Origin of the sequence: Burkholderia sp. CCA53, assembly GCF_001685525.1 — a bacterium.
GTDB classification, from domain to species: domain Bacteria; phylum Pseudomonadota; class Gammaproteobacteria; order Burkholderiales; family Burkholderiaceae; genus Burkholderia; species Burkholderia multivorans.
Window position 1 is genome coordinate 425,724 of record NZ_BDDJ01000002.1, and the last position, 15,444, is coordinate 441,167.

A 15,444-nucleotide genomic window follows, 5' to 3' on the forward strand; every position below is an offset into this window, starting at 1 on the left:
GCGGATGCGGTCGATTATGCCACGCAGAACGCGCAACGGCGCACGCGAAACGCCGAAAAACCCATTAAAAACAGTGGTTTGGCTGGTAGTGCCAATACCTGTATCGGCATTACCCGGCAAACGGGGCACGAAGCGCGCGACGCGGCCGAGGCGGCCGCGCGCTGCGCTTCCCCGCCATCACGGCGACGTTTGCCGGCCGGCCGTGTGCGCCGGCAACACGTATCCGTCACCGGCAGCATCGCGTCGACCGTTGCGGCATCGCCGAGCTGCGCGTTCAGCTTCGCGGACATCTGTGCAGCCAGCGCGGCATCGGTCACGGGGGCCGATGCGACGTCGTCGCCACCGCATGCGCTCAGCAGCGGCGCGGCCCCCGCAACCTCCAGGAATTTTCTGCGTGAGGAAGTCAATGGATTCTGCTTCATGAAAAATGCGAAGTCGTGCGAATGACACCGACCGCATACATGTCGCACGTCGTCGCGCGCGCAGCAATTTCTTCGCGATTGCCTAGACTGTCTATTCGCACGGCGTGGGCGCATGCGCACCGCGCCATCTTGATTCCGCAACGCCCGCGGCGTCGGGCAGGAGAACGGCATGCGATATGAACTCTATTACTGGCCCGAGATCCAGGGCCGAGGCGAATATGTGCGGCTCGCGCTCGAAGCGGCCGAAGCGGACTACGTCGACGTCGCGCGCGAGTCGGGGCGCGGCATGGGCGTGTCGGCCATGATGCGGATGATGGACAGCACGAAGGCCGAATGCGTGCCGTTCGCGCCGCCGTTTCTGAAAGCCGGCGACATCGTGATCGGGCAGACGGCGAACATTCTGCTGTTTCTCGGCACGCGGCTCGGCCTCGCACCCGACGACGAAGCGGGACGGTTGTGGGTGCATCAGCTGCAGTTGACCATCGCCGACTTCGTCACCGAGATTCACGATACGCACCACCCGATCGGCAGCGGTCTGTACTACGAGGATCAGAAAGCGGAAGCCGCCGAGCGCTCGGCCGATTTCCTCGCGCATCGCCTGCCGAAGTTTCTCGGTTACTTCGAGCGCGTACTCGCGCAGAATCCGCACAAGAGCGGCTACCTCGCCGGCAACGCGCTCAGCTATGCGGATCTGTCGACGTTCCAGCTGATCGAAGGGCTGCGTTATGCGTTCCCGAAGGCGATGAAGCGCGAGGAGAAAAAGATCGCAGGGCTCGTCGCCCTGCGCGATCGCGTCGAGCAGCATCCGCCGATTGCGCGCTATCTCGCGTCGGAACGCCGCATCCCCTTCAACGACATGGGGATCTTCCGCCACTACCCCGAGCTGGACGCGTAGCGCTGCCGGCGGCGGGCCGCACGTTATGCGCCGTCCGCGCGCGCCTGCGTTTCCGCGCGCTCATCCACTGCGCGCGTCAACCACGGACCGATCTCCATCTCGTCGTAGCGCACGAGCCGGCTCTTGTGCGCGCGGCGATACGCATACCAGATCGCGACGAACAGCGGAATCCACACATAGATCGACAGCACCTCCGTCCAGTCGATGCGCGCCGCGAAGAACGCCTGGTAATCCTGCCCGAGCGAGATCGCGATGCAGACCGCGATCGCGAACAGCGGCCCGAACGGGAACCACTTCGCGCGGTACGGCAGTTCGTCGAGCCGGTACCCCTGCTTCACGAAGCCCTTGCGGAACCGGTAATGGCAGACCGCGATGCCGAGCCACGCGATGAAGCCGGTGATGCCGACCGTATTGAGCAGCCAGAGATAGATGCTCTGATTGCTGGCCAGCGACGTCAGGAAACAGAGTCCGCCGACCGCCATCGTCGCGTAGAGCGCATTGCGCGGCACGCCGCCCGGCGACAGCGTCGCGAACATCGCGGGCGCGCGGCCCTCGGCAGCGAGGTTGTAGAGCATCCGCGTCGCCGCATACGTGCCGGAGTTGCCGGCCGACAGCACCGCCGTGAGGATCACGAGGTTCATCGCGCCGGCGGCGAGCGGCAAGCCCGCGTGACTGAACACGAGCGTGAACGGGCTCACGCCGATGTCGGTCACGTCGTTCTTGAGCAGGTTGGGATCGGTATACGGCACCGGCAGCCCGATCACGAAGATCGCAAGCACATAGAACAGCATGATGCGCCAGAAGATCTGCTTCACCGCGCGCGGGATCGTCTTGCGTGGGTTCGCCGATTCGCCGGCCGTGATTCCGACAAGCTCCGTGCCGAGAAACGAGAATACCGCGATCAGCGCGACGCTCATCATCGCATGCGAGCCGCCGACGAACGGCGCATCGCCCGTCGTGAAATTGCGCCAGCCGACCGGATGCCCGCTGCCGATCACGCCGGCCGCGATTAGCAGCCCCGCCGCGATGAAAGCGACGACGGTAACGACCTTGATCGGCGAGAACCAGTACTCGGCGCGACGGCGCGGCGCGCGATCGCGTCAAACGACGCTGCGCTTGATCGCCTGCAGCTCGGCCGTCGTCACGATCTTCTCGATCCGGAACCGCGGGCTGTCGAGCCACGCATTCGCGATTCGGCGGTATTCGTCGAGATCCTCGCACGCGATCCGCACGACGAAATCGAACGTGCCGCTGACGAGCCAGCAATCGAGCACGGCCGGATTCGCGCGCATCTCGTCCTCGAACGGCGCCTGCGAACGTCCGTGATCGGCCAGCACGATCTGCGCGATCACGACGATCGGCTTGGTCGCGCGCGGCGCGTTGATCACCGCGCGGTAACCCGCGATCACGCCGAGCGCCTCGAGCCGTTCCACGCGTGCCTGACACGGACGCGGCGTGAGATTCACGAGTTCCGAGAGCTTCCGGTACGAAATCCGGCCGTCGGTGCGCAGGATGTCGAGGATCCGGAGATCGATCTTGTCGAGCTGCATCTTCTTGTCCGTCATCCGCATTCGCTCCGGTCGGGTCGTGGCTGGTGCGCGGAACGCCTGCTCCGGTTCCGCGCGGGCCACATTATCCGGCCGACGCGACTGCGCGCCAATCGGCTAGAACCGCAGCGACAGACACGTGAGGCCGCCGTCCATCTTGCGGAACTCGCTCGTGTCGATCACATGCAGCGGCAGGCCGAGCGGTGCAATCGCGTCGTGCACGCGCGGATAGCCGGCCGGCGTGATCAGCGCGCCGTTCACGCGCAGCGTGTTGCCTGCATAGTCGTCCTCGGCACGGATCGCGATCCGTCGATACCCGGCGAAGGCCGGATGCGCGGCAAGCGCTTCGGTGACGAGCAGCGTGTCGTCGCCGAGCGCGTTGACGACCGACTTCAGATGCAGGCCGGCGGCCACCGGCACCGCGACGACCGAATAACCGTAGCGCGACACCAGCGACTCCAACTCGGCGATGCCTTCCGCGTCGGTGCGGCTCGTCAGGCCGATATGGAAGCGCTTGCCGACGAGCATCACGTCGCCGCCGTCGAGGCGGCCGGCGCGCATCGGCAGCAGGTCGCGATGCGCGGCGAGCACCGTCTCGATGTGCACGGTCTCGCCGCGCCGCGCAGGCGCACCGGGCCGCGTGATCACCGCGAACTCGGGCGTCACGACTGCGACGTCCTCGACGAAATGGGCATCGGGAAACGCGGGCAGCGGCGGCAGCTCGGTCACCGCGACGCCGAGCGCGCGCAGCACGTCGCAGTATGCGTCGAACTGCGCGAGCGTCTTGTCGTAGTCGGGCGCGCCGAGCGCGGCCGTGGTGAGACCGGCGCCACAGGTCGGCGCGGGGCGGCGAACGATCGCTTGCGTGAATTGCATCGGCTTCTCCAGGGTCATCGCCGCGCATCGCGTCGCGCGGCACGGCTTGCGTCGGTTCGGACCATTATCGGAAGCCAAATTGCGCAATTCGCGTCGATTTGGCGCGCGCTCGCAGCCGATTGCGTCGAATTGCGCGCGGCGCGCAGCCGATTCGGCGGGTGCGTGTGCACGGGGCCCAGCCCGCCGCCTGGTACGGCGGGCGGAGACGAACAGCCACCGTCCGGGACACGCGGTGCGCATTCGTACGATCGGCCGGCGCGAGACGGCGACGTGCCGGCTACGCCCCGAGATCGGCCCCCATCTGCGCGCGGCCGAGCCCACTGAGATCGCCTTCGCGCGCGCGGCCGTCGAACTCGACCTCGAAATGGTCGGCCGGAAAATCGGGCGGGCTCTCGCCGCGCACGAACGCGGGCCACTGACGCCGCAGGTACGCATCGTTCTTCGCGCAGCCGGGCGCGGCCGCGATGTACATCACGTTGCTGTCGCCGCTGCCGCGATGCGCGTCCTCGACCGCATGCACCACGTCGCCGTGCCAGAACACCGCGTCGCCCGGCTCCATGTGCGGAATCGGCACGAGCGCATCGAGCAGCAGCGCGTGCCACTCCGGCAGGATCGACAGCGCGCGGCCGGGGCGCGCGCCGCACAGGTCGTCGTCGGCGACGTCGTCCTGCAGCGCACGCAGCACGACATACGCCATCGCGTTCGCGACCGGAATCAGCTGCAGCGTGCCGTCGCCCGGCCCTTGCGGCGTCAGTGCGGTCCAGCCCTGAAACGTGCGGAACATCGAGCACACGGCCGGCGACGGAATCTCCTCCACATCGGGCCGGAACGCCGCATCGAACGGATCGTAGTCGCGCCAGCGTCCGGCCAGCACGTGACGATAGACCTGCCGGAAGTTCGCGCCGAGCCAGCGCTCGACGGAGCCGCCGTCGACGTGCGGCGACAGCCCGAGCGACGTCGAGCCGGGCGGCCGGCGCCGGATCCGGTCCGCATACGCCGGCACGCGGTCGGGATCGAAGTGCACGCGTGCGCCGTCCGCATGGCGCCACAGCCGGTTCAGGAAGATGCGTGCCTGCGTGAGCGCCGGCGACTGCCGCGCGGCGATCTGCGGCTTCGACCAGTACACGCCGTAGATCTGCGGCTTGCCCGACGCGAGATTGCCGAAATAGCGGTCTTCGGCGCGCGCGTGCAGCCGCTCGGCAAAGCGGTTCGCGTCGAGATAGGCGCCGATCTCGTCGTTCCAGTCGCGCGCCTGCCGCGGATCGAACACGCCGCGCACGACGACCGCGCCATGCGTGCGAATCGCCGCGATCGTGTGCGGATCGACCGCACCGTTCGCGATGTCGGCGTACTGCAGCACCGGAATCACGTCGCGGCCGTGTGCGTGCGCGCGCCGAATCGCCTCGACCTGGCGCGCGATGTCGCCTTCGAGTTCGCGAAACGCCGACGCGTAGTCGGGCAGGTTCGCGCGCAACGCGGTTTTCGCCGCGCGGATCGCGGCAGGCAGATCGTCGATCGTCAGGGGCATGGCTGTCTCCTCGCTCAAGCGTGTCGTGATGAGTCGACAGCGTAAGCCCGGCGCGGCACGATGTTCACCGCTATCCCGCCAACAATCGATACAATCCTGACAACGCCGCATCACGCCGGCCGATGACAGACCACGCAGAGCTTGTTGCCGTCCGGATCGCGGAAATACGCGCCGTAGTAGTCGCGGTGATAGTGCGGGCGCAGGCCGGGCGGCCCTTCACAGATGCCGCCGTGCTGCAGCGCGAGTGCGTGGCAGCGGTCGACGTGCGCGCGCGTCGGCGCGTCGAAGGCGATCGTGTAGCCGTTGCCCGGTTCGGGCGCGCGACCGTCGAGCGGCCGGCCGAAAAAGAACAGCGGGCGGTCGGTATCGGCCGGCATCCAGCCGCACCAGCCGTCCGGCTCGCGAAACTTGAGCCGCAGTCCGAGTGCCGCGCACAGCGGCGCATAGAAGTCGTACGCGCGCGCGGTATCGCTGACGCCTACGCAAACATGTGAAAACATGGCTTCGCTCCGTCGTGACGATCGATCCGATCATGCCACGACGCCGCGACCGCCCTCGCCCGGAGCCCGCGATGAAACCGCAATACGAACACGTGACGTTCGCTCCCGGCTGTTCGATCCGCGTGTATCACCGGCAGCTCGCGCGCATCCCGTTCGAATGGCACCGCCATCCGGAATACGAGCTGACGCTTACGCTGAACAGCCGCGGCCGGCGCTTCATCGGCGATCACGTCGCGCGCTATGCGGACGAGGATCTCGTCCTCGTGCCGCCGAATCTTCCACATACCTGGTCGTCGAACGCGCGCATCGATCCGGATGCGCCCGAAGTCGCGCTCGTCGTCTGGTTCGACGGCGACTGGGTGCGGCGCCTCGCCGACTGCTGCGCCGAATACGTGCCGCTGCGCTCGCTGCTGCGGCGCGCGGCACCGGGCCTGCGCTTCGATACGGAGACCGCGCGCGCGATGCGCGCGAGGCTGCCGCGACTGCTCGATCCGTCGCCGCGCGTGCGCCTCGCCGCGGCGCTCGATACGCTCGCCGATCTCGCCGAAGCCGGCGGCGAACCGCTCGCGACCGCACAGGCCTACGAGCGGCACGACGGCCGCGCGGCCAGCGACGCGGACGCGCCCGAAGCCGAACGCCTCGATCGCGTGCTCGATGCGATCGACCGCCATTTTCACGAACCGCTGCGCATCGGCGCGCTCGCCGCGGTCGCGCATCTGTCCGAACGCACGCTGCAGCGCATGTTCGTCCGCCATCTCGGCGAAAGCGTCGGCCGCTACGTGCAGCGCTTGCGCATCGCGCATGCGTGCCGCCATCTCGTCGCGACCGACTGGCCGATCGCGACGGTCGCCGCGCGCTGCGGGATTCCGAATCCCGCGAACTTCAATCGCCAGTTTCTCGCGGCGCGCGGCATGACACCGGGCGCGTACCGGCAGTACTTCGCGCAACGCGGCCGCGCGCCCGACACCGACGCCGACGCACCGCCGCTCGACACGCGCCCGCCATCGCTCGAGCGGCGCAAACGCACGCCGCGCAAATGAAAACACCCCGGCGGGACGACCCACCGGGGTGCGGCATGCGGCAAGCGCCGGACGCGAGCGGCCTGCCGGCCGGCCCGCGTCGTGCGCACGACTTAACGTGCGTTCAGCGGCTTCGCTTCGCGCGGCGTGTCGCCGATGAACAGCTGACGCGGACGACCGATCTTCTGCTCCGGATCGGCGATCATTTCGTTCCACTGCGCGATCCAGCCGACCGTACGTGCCATCGCGAAGATGCAGGTGAACATCGACGTCGGGATGCCCAGCGCGCGCTGAACGATGCCCGAGTAGAAGTCGACGTTCGGGTACAGCTTGCGCGACACGAAGTATTCGTCTTCCAGCGCGATCTTTTCGAGCTGCATCGCGAGCTTGAACAGCGGATCGTCGTGCAGGCCGAGTTCGTTCAGCACTTCGTAGCACGTTTCGCGCATCAGCTTCGCGCGCGGATCGTAGTTCTTGTACACGCGGTGGCCGAAGCCCATCAGCTTCACGCCCGAATTCTTGTCCTTCACCTGCTTGATGAACTCGGGAATGTTTTCCGGCGTGCCGATCTGCTCGAGCATGTTCAGCGCGGCTTCGTTCGCACCGCCGTGCGCCGGGCCCCACAGACACGCGATACCGGCTGCGATACACGCGAACGGGTTCGCACCCGACGAGCCCGCGAGACGGACCGTCGAGGTCGATGCGTTCTGCTCGTGATCGGCGTGCAGGATCAGGATGCGGTCGAGCGCGCGGACGAGCACGTCGTTGACTTGATACTCTTCGCACGGATTCGAGAACATCATCCGCATGAAGTTCGCGCTGTACGACAGATCGTTCTTCGGATAGACGAACGGCTGGCCGATGCTGTACTTGTACGCCATCGCGACGAGCGTCGGCAGCTTCGCGATCATGCGGATCGCCGACACTTCACGGTGACGCGGATCGTTGATGTCGAGCGAGTCGTGGTAGAACGCCGACAGCGCGCCGACCGCGGCGACCAGGATCGCCATCGGGTGCGCATCGCGGCGGAAGCCGCGGAAGAAGAAGTGCATCTGCTCGTGCACCATCGTGTGCTTCGTGACGGTGTCGACGAATTCCTTCTTCTGCGCTGCGTTCGGCAGCTCGCCCTTCAGCAGCAGATAGCAGGTCTCGAGGAAGTCGGCGTTCTGCGCGAGGTTGTCGATCGGGTAGCCGCGATACAGCAGCTCGCCCTTGTCGCCGTCGATGTACGTGATCGCCGAATTGCACGACGCCGTCGACATGAAGCCCGGGTCGTACGTGAACTTGCCGGTCTGGCCGTACAGCTTGCGGATGTCGATCACGTCCGGGCCCATCGTGCCCTTGTAGATCGGCAGTTCGACGCTCGGCGAATTGTCGCTGAACGATAGCGTGGCTTTAACATCAGACGGAGTCATGGCACATCCTCAATCGAAATAAAGAAACGGGATTCGATAACGGGCGTAACGCGTTACACGTTGCGCAGCATCTCCAACAGCCGGTGAACGTCGGGGCTGTCAAGGTCGCCTTCTGGTTCCTTGCGCGCGAGGAGCAAGTCCATCAGGTCGTTGTCGCTCAGATCGAGCAGGCGCGACAACGCGCCCACGTCTGCATCGGTGAGGTCATGCTCGTATCGGCTGAAGAAACGCTCGAAGACGATGTCGTTCTCCAGCAGACCCCGCCGGGCGCGCCAGCGAAGGCGCGCGCGGCGGTGCGGGTCGGATTGATGCGAGTGGTCGCTCATCACAAAGACACCCGCAGGGCAGCCCCAAGGGCGTCGACGCCCCGTCGGGGGGCGGCGAACGAAGTGAGCTTGGGGGTCATCATCATTAAACCGCGCGGCGGACCATCAGTTCCTTGATCTTGCCGATCGCCTTCGTCGGGTTCAGGCCCTTCGGGCAGACGTCGACGCAGTTCATGATCGTATGGCAACGGAACAGACGGTACGGGTCTTCCAGGTTGTCCAGGCGCTCGCCGGTAGCCGTGTCGCGGCTGTCCGCGATGAAGCGGTAAGCCTGCAGCAGGCCGGCCGGGCCGACGAACTTGTCCGGGTTCCACCAGAAGCTCGGGCACGACGTCGAGCAGCTTGCGCACAGAATGCACTCGTACACGCCGTCGAGCTCGTCGCGCTCTTCCGGCGACTGTAGACGTTCCTTCTCCGGCGGCGGCGCGTCGTTGATCAGGTACGGCTTGATCGAGTGGTACTGGTTGAAGAAGTGCGTCATGTCGACGATCAGGTCGCGCACGACGGGCAGGCCCGGCAGCGGACGCAGCACGATCTTCTGCGGCAGGTCGTTCAGGTTCGTCAGGCACGCGAGCCCGTTCTTGCCGTTGATGTTCATCGCGTCCGAACCGCACACGCCTTCGCGGCACGAACGGCGGAACGACAGCGTCTCGTCCAGCGCCTTCAGCTTGACCAGCGCGTCCAGCAACATGCGCTCGTGCTTGATCTCGAGCTCGTACGTCTGCATGCGCGGCGCCGCGTCCTTGTCCGGATCGTAGCGGTAGACTTCAAAAATGCGTTTTGCCATTTCAGATTCCTTTGATTCGGCTTAGAACGTACGCGCCTTCGGCGGCACGGACTCGACCGTCAGCGGCTGCATTTGAACCGGCTTGTAGTCGAGGCGGTCACCTTCGCTGTACCACAGCGTGTGACGCAGCCAGTTCTCGTCGTCGCGGTGCTCGTAGTCGCTGTGCGCGTGCGCGCCGCGGCTTTCCTTGCGCGCCTCGGCCGAGACCATCGTCGCGCGGGCGACTTCGATCAGGTTCTCCAGCTCGAGCGCTTCGACGCGCGCGGTGTTGAACACCTTCGACTTGTCCTTCAGATGGATGTGCTCGACACGCTGCTTGAGGCCGTCCATCAGTTCGACGCCTTCCTTCAGCAGCGCCGAGGTGCGGAACACGCCTGCATGCTTCTGCATCGTCGCACGGATGTCGTTCGCGACGTCCTGCGTGTACTCGCCCGAGCTCGACTTGTCGAGCTTGTTCAGGCGCGCCAGCGAGAATTCGCCCGCGTCGGCCGGCAGCGGCTTGTGTTCCTTCTGCTTCTTCACCTGCTCGACGATGTGGTTGCCGGCCGCACGGCCGAACACCACGAGGTCCAGCAGCGAGTTCGTGCCGAGGCGGTTCGCGCCGTGCACCGACACGCACGAGCATTCGCCCACTGCGTAGAAGCCGTTGATCGGCTCCTTGTGATCGCGCGACGTGCCGACGACCTGACCGTGGATGTTGGTCGGGATGCCGCCCATCTGATAGTGGATCGTCGGGACGACCGGGATCGGCTCCTTGATGCAGTCGACGTTCGCGAACTTCAGCGCGATTTCGCGGATCGACGGCAGACGCTTCATGATCGTCTCGGCGCCGATGTGCGACAGGTCGAGCAGCACGTGATCCTTGTTCGGACCGACGCCGCGGCCTTCCTTGATTTCCTGGTCCATCGAGCGCGACACGAAATCGCGCGGCGCCAGATCCTTCAGCGTCGGCGCGTAGCGCTCCATGAAGCGCTCGCCGTTCGCGTTGCGCAGAATGCCGCCTTCGCCGCGCACGCCTTCGGTGATCAGCACGCCCGCGCCGGCCACGCCGGTCGGGTGGAACTGCCAGAACTCCATGTCCTGCAGCGCCACGCCTGCGCGCGCCGCCATGCCGAGGCCGTCGCCGGTGTTGATGAACGCGTTGGTCGACGCCGCGAAGATCCGGCCTGCGCCGCCCGTCGCGAACAGCGTCGTCTTGCCTTCCATGATGTAGACGTCGCCCGTTTCCATTTCGAGCGCCGTCACGCCGAGCACGTCGCCGTCCGCGTCGCGGATCAGGTCGAGCGCCATCCATTCGACGAAGAACTGCGTCTTCGCTTCGACGTTCTGCTGGTACAGCGTGTGCAGCAGCGCGTGACCGGTACGGTCGGCGGCCGCGCAGGCGCGCTGGACCGGCTTCTCGCCGTAGTTCGCGGTGTGGCCGCCGAACGGACGCTGATAGATCGTGCCGTCGGCGTTGCGGTCGAACGGCATGCCGAAGTGCTCGAGCTCGTACACGACGTTCGGCGCTTCACGGCACATGAATTCGATCGCGTCCTGGTCGCCGAGCCAGTCGGAGCCCTTGATCGTGTCGTAGAAGTGGAAGTGCCAGTTGTCTTCGCTCATGTTGCCGAGCGACGCGCCGATGCCGCCCTGCGCGGCCACCGTATGCGAACGGGTCGGGAACACCTTCGACAGCACGCCGACCGACAGGCCCGCGCGCGACAGTTGCAGCGCCGCGCGCAAGCCGGAGCCGCCCGCGCCGACGATCACGACGTCGAACTTGCGACGCGGGAGGGAAGTTTTGATTGCAGCCATTCTTTACACTCTCCAGAGAATCTGCGCGGCGTAGCCCGCACATGCGAGCAGCCAGACGATGGTCAGCGATTGCAGCAGCAGGCGCACACCGACGGGCTTCACGTAGTCCATCCAGATGTCGCGTACGCCGACCCATGCGTGATAGAAGAGGGAAAGCAGCGTCACGAAGGTCGCGAGCTTCATCCATTGTGCGGAGAAGATCGACGCCCAGCCGTCGTAGGAGAAGTCGTGCGCGCCGAAGAACAGGACGAGCAGAATGACCGTGTAGACCGCCATGATCGTGGCGGTGACGCGCTGCGCGAGCCAGTCGCGCAGGCCGTAGTGCGCGCCGACGACGAGGCGCTTCGAGCCGATTCGGTTGTTGGCTGCCATTTTCTTAGAATGCTCCGAACAGTTTGAGTGCCATGGCGATCGTCAGCGCGATCGAGACGACGAAGACGACGACTGCCGTCCGCTTGCCGCCTTCCTTCGAGACGGCGTCGTGATTGACGTCCATCAGCAGGTGGCGAATGCCGGCGCAGAAATGGTGGAAGAACGCCCAGGACAACACGAGGACGATCAGCTTGACGACGATGTTGGAGAGGAAGGCCTTGAAGACTTCGAAGCTGAGCTCGGACGTGAGGCTCTGATCGAAGAGGAACAGCAGGAACGGAAGGAACAGGAACAGCAGCGCGCCGCTGACTCGATGGAGGATCGACAACTTCGCCGCCAGCGGCAGGCGATAATTCATCGTGATGTCGCCGAATCCGATGTTCCGGTATTCCGGCCTCGGTTTTCTTACTGCGTCAGTCATGCTAGACCCCTACTTATGTTGTCACACTAATCCGCAATTTTAGCGCCTTTTTATATCGCGCTGCAGCGAAAGTCTGCTCTGGATCGTTACGCGAACGAGAACAAAGGCGGCCCGAAACGTGCTTCGCGAACGTGTCGAACGCGAATGCACGGCGCTTGCGCCGATACGTCGTCAGCTCAAGTCGTTCTGATAGTAGTACCCGGTCGTGACATACCAGCCGCGCCGCACTTCGACGGGCCGATCGCCATAGGTATAGGACACACGCTCGACCGACAGCAACGGAAAGCCCGCGGGCACGTGCAGCAGGTCGGCCACCGTGGGCTCCGCCGCCACCGCGCGGATCTTCTCCGACGCCCGGATCATGCGCGTGCCGAATTCCGTTTCGAACATCGCGTAGAGCGGCCCCTTGTACTCGCTGAGCCGCTCGAACGTGAGGCCGCGGAACATCGCGCCCGGCAGCCAGATCTCGTCGAGCACCGTCGCCTCGCCCTCGAACTCGAGCAGGCGCCGCACCTGCACGACCGGATCGGCCGGCTTCAGCTCGAGCTGGCGCGCGATCTCGGCCGGCGCGCGCAGACGCCGGCATTCGAGCAGCCGGCTCACGTGCGCGTGCTCGGCGCCGTCGTCCGCGAGCAGCCGCAGGAAACGGAACTGCGCGCGCTCTTCGTTGTGCGTTGCAACAAACGTGCCCTTGCCCTGACGCCTGACCACGAGGTTTTCGGCGGCCAGCTCGTCGATCGCCTTGCGCACGGTGCCCTGGCTGACCTTGTAGCGCGCCGCGAGCTCGACTTCGCTCGGAATGATCTCGCCCGGCTTCCATTCGCCGCTTTCGAGGCTCTGCGTGATCAATGCCTTGATCTGCTGGTATAACGGGCTGAACGTCGGCGACTGCGCGGCCGCGGATGCAGGCGCGGAATCGCTCGCGCCCGGCTGCCCTAGGCCGCCTGCGCCGGTCGGATTCGCGGTATTCGCCTGGTTCGATGTCATGGCGCGCATTTCATCACAAACCGCACTTTTCCGTCCACTCAAATTCCGCAAAACATCTGTCTTATATAAGACATATGATACCGTTTGACTTTGCGCCTGCCGGCTCCTACACTCCGGGGCGAGCAAGGGTTCGCGGGTGCAACAGCGCGTCCCCGGCTACGTGCCACGGCCGTCTCCAGGTTCACCGCGCCTGCCTCGCGAGTCCTCCGCCCTGCTTTCAAAGCAACGCTTCGTGTAACGCGCATAGAATGGCGTTTTACCTAGCGTCCATCGCTTCATCCCGTCCTGGAGATTTTCAATGGCTAAGCCCGCAAAGCGCGTTGCCGTCACCGGCGCCGCAGGTCAAATCGCTTACTCGCTGCTGTTCCGCATCGCGAACGGCGACCTGCTCGGCAAGGACCAGCCGGTCATCCTGCAACTGCTCGACCTCCCGCAAGCCCAAGCCGCCGTCAAAGGCGTCGTGATGGAACTCGACGATTGCGCGTTCCCGCTGCTCGCGGGCGTCGTGATCACCGACGATCCGAAGGTTGCGTTCAAGGACGCCGACGTCGCGCTGCTGGTCGGCGCACGTCCGCGCTCGAAGGGCATGGAGCGCAAGGACCTGCTGTCGGCAAACGCGGAAATCTTCACGGTCCAGGGCGCGGCGCTGAACGAAGTCGCGAGCCGCGACGTGAAGGTGCTGGTCGTCGGCAACCCGGCGAACACGAACGCCTACATCGCGATGAAGTCGGCGCCGGATCTGCCGAAGAAGAACTTCACCGCGATGCTGCGTCTGGACCACAACCGCGCGCTGTCGCAGCTTGCGGCGAAGTCGGGCAAGCCGGTCGCGTCGATCGAGAAGCTCGCCGTGTGGGGCAACCACTCGCCGACGATGTACCCCGACTTCCGCTTCGCGACCGCCGAAGGCGAATCGCTGCTGAAGCTGATCAACGACGACGAATGGAACCGCAACACGTTCATCCCGACGGTCGGCAAGCGCGGCGCGGCGATCATCGAAGCGCGCGGCCTGTCGTCGGCGGCGTCGGCAGCCAACGCGGCGATCGACCACGTGCGTGACTGGGTGCTCGGCACGAACGGCAAGTGGGTCACGATGGGCATTCCGTCGGACGGCTCGTACGGCATCCCCGAAGACATCATCTACGGCGTGCCGGTCACCTGCGAAAACGGCGAATACAAGCGTGTCGAAGGCCTCGAGATCGACGCGTTCTCGCGCGAGAAGATGGACGCGACGCTCGCCGAGCTGCTCGAAGAGCGCGACGGCGTCGCTCACCTGCTGAAGAACTAAGCAGGCGGCATCGAGCGCCTGCCGGGCCGCGTGCGCGCGGCCCGGCACGGCCGGCCGGCACGCCGCCGCGCCGGCCATCCGATCCGGACGCGTTTTGCCGTCGCGCGTCAGCGCAGAACGCGTCCGAATCCGATATTCTCCACGTTGCCCGCTTCCTGACGTAGAAGAGATGCCCGCGCTTACTCCTGCACAAGTGTTGTACGACGGTGCGTCGCCGCCCGCGATCCTGCCATGCTGCGATCACTACGCGGGCAGCGAGAAACTGATGCGCAAGTCGCTTGCGCTGCAGGCCGAGCTGGGCCCGGTGTTCGACATCACGCTCGATTGCGAGGACGGCGCGGCCGTCGGCCACGAAGCCGCGCACGCGGAACTCGTCGCCGAGCTGCTCGGCAGCGCCGAGAACCGCTTCGGGCGCGTCGGCGCCCGCATCCACGACTTCTCCCATCCGCATTGGCGCGACGACGTGCGCATCATCCTGCGCGCGGCGCGCCCGCCCGCCTACCTGACGCTGCCCAAGATCGCGAACGCCGCCGATGCGGCCGAAATGTGCGCGTTCATCGAAGGCACGCGTCGCGAGCTCGGCATCGCGCAGCCGATTCCGGTCGACGTGCTGGTCGAGACGCACGGCGCGCTCGCGCAAGCCGCGACGCTCGCCGCGCTGCCGATGGTCGGCACGCTGAGCTTCGGGCTGATGGACTTCGTGTCCGCGCACCACGGCGCGATTCCCGACACCGCGATGCGCTCGCCCGGCCAGTTCGAGCATCCGCTCGTGCGCCGCGCGAAGCTCGAGATCGCGGCCGCGTGCCATGCGCGCGGCAAGACGCCGTCCCACAACGTGACCACCGAAGTGCGCGACATGGCCGTCGTCGCCGGCGATGCGCGCCGCGCGCGCGACGAATTCGCGTTCACGCGGATGTGGAGCATCCATCCCGCGCAGATCCGGCCGATCGTCGACGCGTTCGCGCCGCGCACCGACGAGATCGCGCTCGCCGCCGAGATCCTGCTGGCCGCGCAGGCGGCCGACTGGGGGCCGACGCGCCACGGCGACACGCTGCACGACCGCGCGAGCTACCGCTATTACTGGTCGGTGCTGCGTCGCGCGCGTGCGACGGGCCAGCCGGTGCCGCCCGAAGCCGCGCCGCTGTTCGGTTCGTCGGCCGCCGGAGACGCCACGTGAGCGGCCGCTCGCGGGCCCGCGCGTCCGGCGGATTTCCGCGCGTCGACGGCGCACGATCGGCCCGCCGGTTTGCGAAACGACAAAAAACGT

16 protein-coding genes and 1 pseudogene are annotated in these 15,444 nt (G+C 66.1%); 4 read left to right on the forward strand and 13 right to left on the reverse strand.

The features are described from left to right. Positions 1–14 precede the first annotated feature (14 nt). Positions 15–422: a hypothetical protein gene (locus BCR55_RS33515; RefSeq protein ID WP_244104604.1), complete on the reverse strand. Its 408-nt coding sequence runs from the start codon at positions 420–422 to the stop codon at positions 15–17. A 169-nt stretch (positions 423–591) separates the two neighbouring features. Between BCR55_RS33515 and BCR55_RS18370 the strand changes: the two genes are divergently transcribed. Then, a complete protein-coding gene (locus BCR55_RS18370) occupies positions 592–1,317 on the forward strand; it encodes a glutathione S-transferase (protein WP_006404027.1) in 726 nt (241 codons plus the stop codon). Positions 1,318–1,340: 23 nt separating this feature from the next. Here the strand turns inward: BCR55_RS18370 and BCR55_RS18375 are convergent. The 5 genes and pseudogenes from BCR55_RS18375 to BCR55_RS18395 all read right to left on the reverse strand — a co-directional run. Next, positions 1,341–2,393: pseudogene (locus tag BCR55_RS18375) on the reverse strand (amino acid permease); the annotation flags it as partial. Between the two features lie 24 nt (positions 2,394–2,417). Continuing rightward, complete coding sequence (locus BCR55_RS18380) at positions 2,418–2,882, reverse strand: Lrp/AsnC family transcriptional regulator (protein ID WP_006404029.1); 465 nt, start codon at positions 2,880–2,882, stop codon at positions 2,418–2,420. 99 nt (positions 2,883–2,981) lie between these two features. Further along, a complete protein-coding gene (locus tag BCR55_RS18385) occupies positions 2,982–3,740 on the reverse strand; it encodes a dimethylarginine dimethylaminohydrolase family protein (protein WP_065496655.1) in 759 nt (252 codons plus the stop codon). Between the two features lie 277 nt (positions 3,741–4,017). Beyond that, positions 4,018–5,268: a DUF1479 domain-containing protein gene (locus BCR55_RS18390; protein ID WP_065495325.1), complete on the reverse strand. Its 1,251-nt coding sequence runs from the start codon at positions 5,266–5,268 to the stop codon at positions 4,018–4,020. A gap of 110 nt (positions 5,269–5,378) precedes the next feature. Beyond that, positions 5,379–5,768: a VOC family protein gene (locus BCR55_RS18395; protein ID WP_059940853.1), complete on the reverse strand. Its 390-nt coding sequence runs from the start codon at positions 5,766–5,768 to the stop codon at positions 5,379–5,381. 71 nt (positions 5,769–5,839) lie between these two features. Here BCR55_RS18395 and BCR55_RS18400 point away from each other — a divergent pair, with 71 nt between their 5' ends. Continuing rightward, positions 5,840–6,808 carry an AraC family transcriptional regulator gene (locus tag BCR55_RS18400; RefSeq protein ID WP_053298808.1) on the forward strand — a complete coding sequence of 323 codons (969 nt, stop codon included), beginning with the start codon at positions 5,840–5,842 and terminating at the stop codon, positions 6,806–6,808. A gap of 92 nt (positions 6,809–6,900) precedes the next feature. Here BCR55_RS18400 and gltA read toward each other — a convergent pair whose 3' ends face one another. The 7 genes from gltA to BCR55_RS18435 all read right to left on the reverse strand — a co-directional run bounded on the left by gltA (position 6,901) and on the right by BCR55_RS18435 (position 12,892). Then, entirely contained in the window at positions 6,901–8,202 is a 1,302-nt protein-coding gene (gltA, locus tag BCR55_RS18405) for a citrate synthase (RefSeq protein ID WP_006399550.1), read from the reverse strand. A gap of 53 nt (positions 8,203–8,255) precedes the next feature. After that, the gene (locus BCR55_RS18410) at positions 8,256–8,528 is read right to left on the reverse strand and encodes a succinate dehydrogenase assembly factor 2 (RefSeq protein WP_012467863.1); all 273 of its coding nucleotides are present in this window, start codon (positions 8,526–8,528) and stop codon (positions 8,256–8,258) included. Positions 8,529–8,613: 85 nt separating this feature from the next. After that, positions 8,614–9,315 carry a succinate dehydrogenase iron-sulfur subunit gene (locus BCR55_RS18415; RefSeq protein WP_006399548.1) on the reverse strand — a complete coding sequence of 234 codons (702 nt, stop codon included), beginning with the start codon at positions 9,313–9,315 and terminating at the stop codon, positions 8,614–8,616. A gap of 21 nt (positions 9,316–9,336) precedes the next feature. After that, positions 9,337–11,112, reverse strand: a complete 1,776-nt coding sequence (gene sdhA, locus BCR55_RS18420) for a succinate dehydrogenase flavoprotein subunit (RefSeq protein WP_006399547.1) — start codon at positions 11,110–11,112, stop codon at positions 9,337–9,339. 3 nt (positions 11,113–11,115) lie between these two features. Beyond that, positions 11,116–11,484 carry a succinate dehydrogenase, hydrophobic membrane anchor protein gene (sdhD, locus tag BCR55_RS18425; RefSeq protein WP_065495327.1) on the reverse strand — a complete coding sequence of 123 codons (369 nt, stop codon included), beginning with the start codon at positions 11,482–11,484 and terminating at the stop codon, positions 11,116–11,118. Between the two features lie 4 nt (positions 11,485–11,488). Next, positions 11,489–11,905, reverse strand: coding sequence for a succinate dehydrogenase, cytochrome b556 subunit (sdhC, locus tag BCR55_RS18430; protein ID WP_006399545.1), 417 nt, complete (start codon positions 11,903–11,905; stop codon positions 11,489–11,491). A gap of 171 nt (positions 11,906–12,076) precedes the next feature. After that, positions 12,077–12,892 carry a GntR family transcriptional regulator gene (locus tag BCR55_RS18435; protein ID WP_065496657.1) on the reverse strand — a complete coding sequence of 272 codons (816 nt, stop codon included), beginning with the start codon at positions 12,890–12,892 and terminating at the stop codon, positions 12,077–12,079. A gap of 298 nt (positions 12,893–13,190) precedes the next feature. Between BCR55_RS18435 and BCR55_RS18440 the strand changes: the two genes are divergently transcribed. Then, positions 13,191–14,177, forward strand: a complete 987-nt coding sequence (locus BCR55_RS18440; protein ID WP_006404038.1) for a malate dehydrogenase — start codon at positions 13,191–13,193, stop codon at positions 14,175–14,177. A 169-nt stretch (positions 14,178–14,346) separates the two neighbouring features. Further along, entirely contained in the window at positions 14,347–15,354 is a 1,008-nt protein-coding gene (locus BCR55_RS18445; RefSeq protein ID WP_065495329.1) for a CoA ester lyase, read from the forward strand. Positions 15,355–15,444 lie beyond the last annotated feature (90 nt).

Coding starts and splice junctions, on each gene's coding strand:
- BCR55_RS33515 (WP_244104604.1), bottom strand. CDS start 422: ATGAAGCAGAATCCATTGACTTCCTCACGCAGAAAATTCCTGGAGGTT.
- sdhA (WP_006399547.1), bottom strand. CDS start 11,112: ATGGCTGCAATCAAAACTTCCCTCCCGCGTCGCAAGTTCGACGTCGTG.
- BCR55_RS18435 (WP_065496657.1), bottom strand. CDS start 12,892: ATGACATCGAACCAGGCGAATACCGCGAATCCGACCGGCGCAGGCGGC.
- sdhD (WP_065495327.1), bottom strand. CDS start 11,484: ATGGCAGCCAACAACCGAATCGGCTCGAAGCGCCTCGTCGTCGGCGCG.
- BCR55_RS18390 (WP_065495325.1), bottom strand. CDS start 5,268: ATGCCCCTGACGATCGACGATCTGCCTGCCGCGATCCGCGCGGCGAAA.
- BCR55_RS18410 (WP_012467863.1), bottom strand. CDS start 8,528: ATGAGCGACCACTCGCATCAATCCGACCCGCACCGCCGCGCGCGCCTT.
- BCR55_RS18415 (WP_006399548.1), bottom strand. CDS start 9,315: ATGGCAAAACGCATTTTTGAAGTCTACCGCTACGATCCGGACAAGGAC.
- BCR55_RS18385 (WP_065496655.1), bottom strand. CDS start 3,740: ATGCAATTCACGCAAGCGATCGTTCGCCGCCCCGCGCCGACCTGTGGC.
- BCR55_RS18440 (WP_006404038.1), top strand. CDS start 13,191: ATGGCTAAGCCCGCAAAGCGCGTTGCCGTCACCGGCGCCGCAGGTCAA.
- BCR55_RS18400 (WP_053298808.1), top strand. CDS start 5,840: ATGAAACCGCAATACGAACACGTGACGTTCGCTCCCGGCTGTTCGATC.
- sdhC (WP_006399545.1), bottom strand. CDS start 11,905: ATGACTGACGCAGTAAGAAAACCGAGGCCGGAATACCGGAACATCGGA.
- BCR55_RS18395 (WP_059940853.1), bottom strand. CDS start 5,768: ATGTTTTCACATGTTTGCGTAGGCGTCAGCGATACCGCGCGCGCGTAC.
- BCR55_RS18445 (WP_065495329.1), top strand. CDS start 14,347: ATGCCCGCGCTTACTCCTGCACAAGTGTTGTACGACGGTGCGTCGCCG.
- gltA (WP_006399550.1), bottom strand. CDS start 8,202: ATGACTCCGTCTGATGTTAAAGCCACGCTATCGTTCAGCGACAATTCG.
- BCR55_RS18370 (WP_006404027.1), top strand. CDS start 592: ATGCGATATGAACTCTATTACTGGCCCGAGATCCAGGGCCGAGGCGAA.
- BCR55_RS18380 (WP_006404029.1), bottom strand. CDS start 2,882: ATGACGGACAAGAAGATGCAGCTCGACAAGATCGATCTCCGGATCCTC.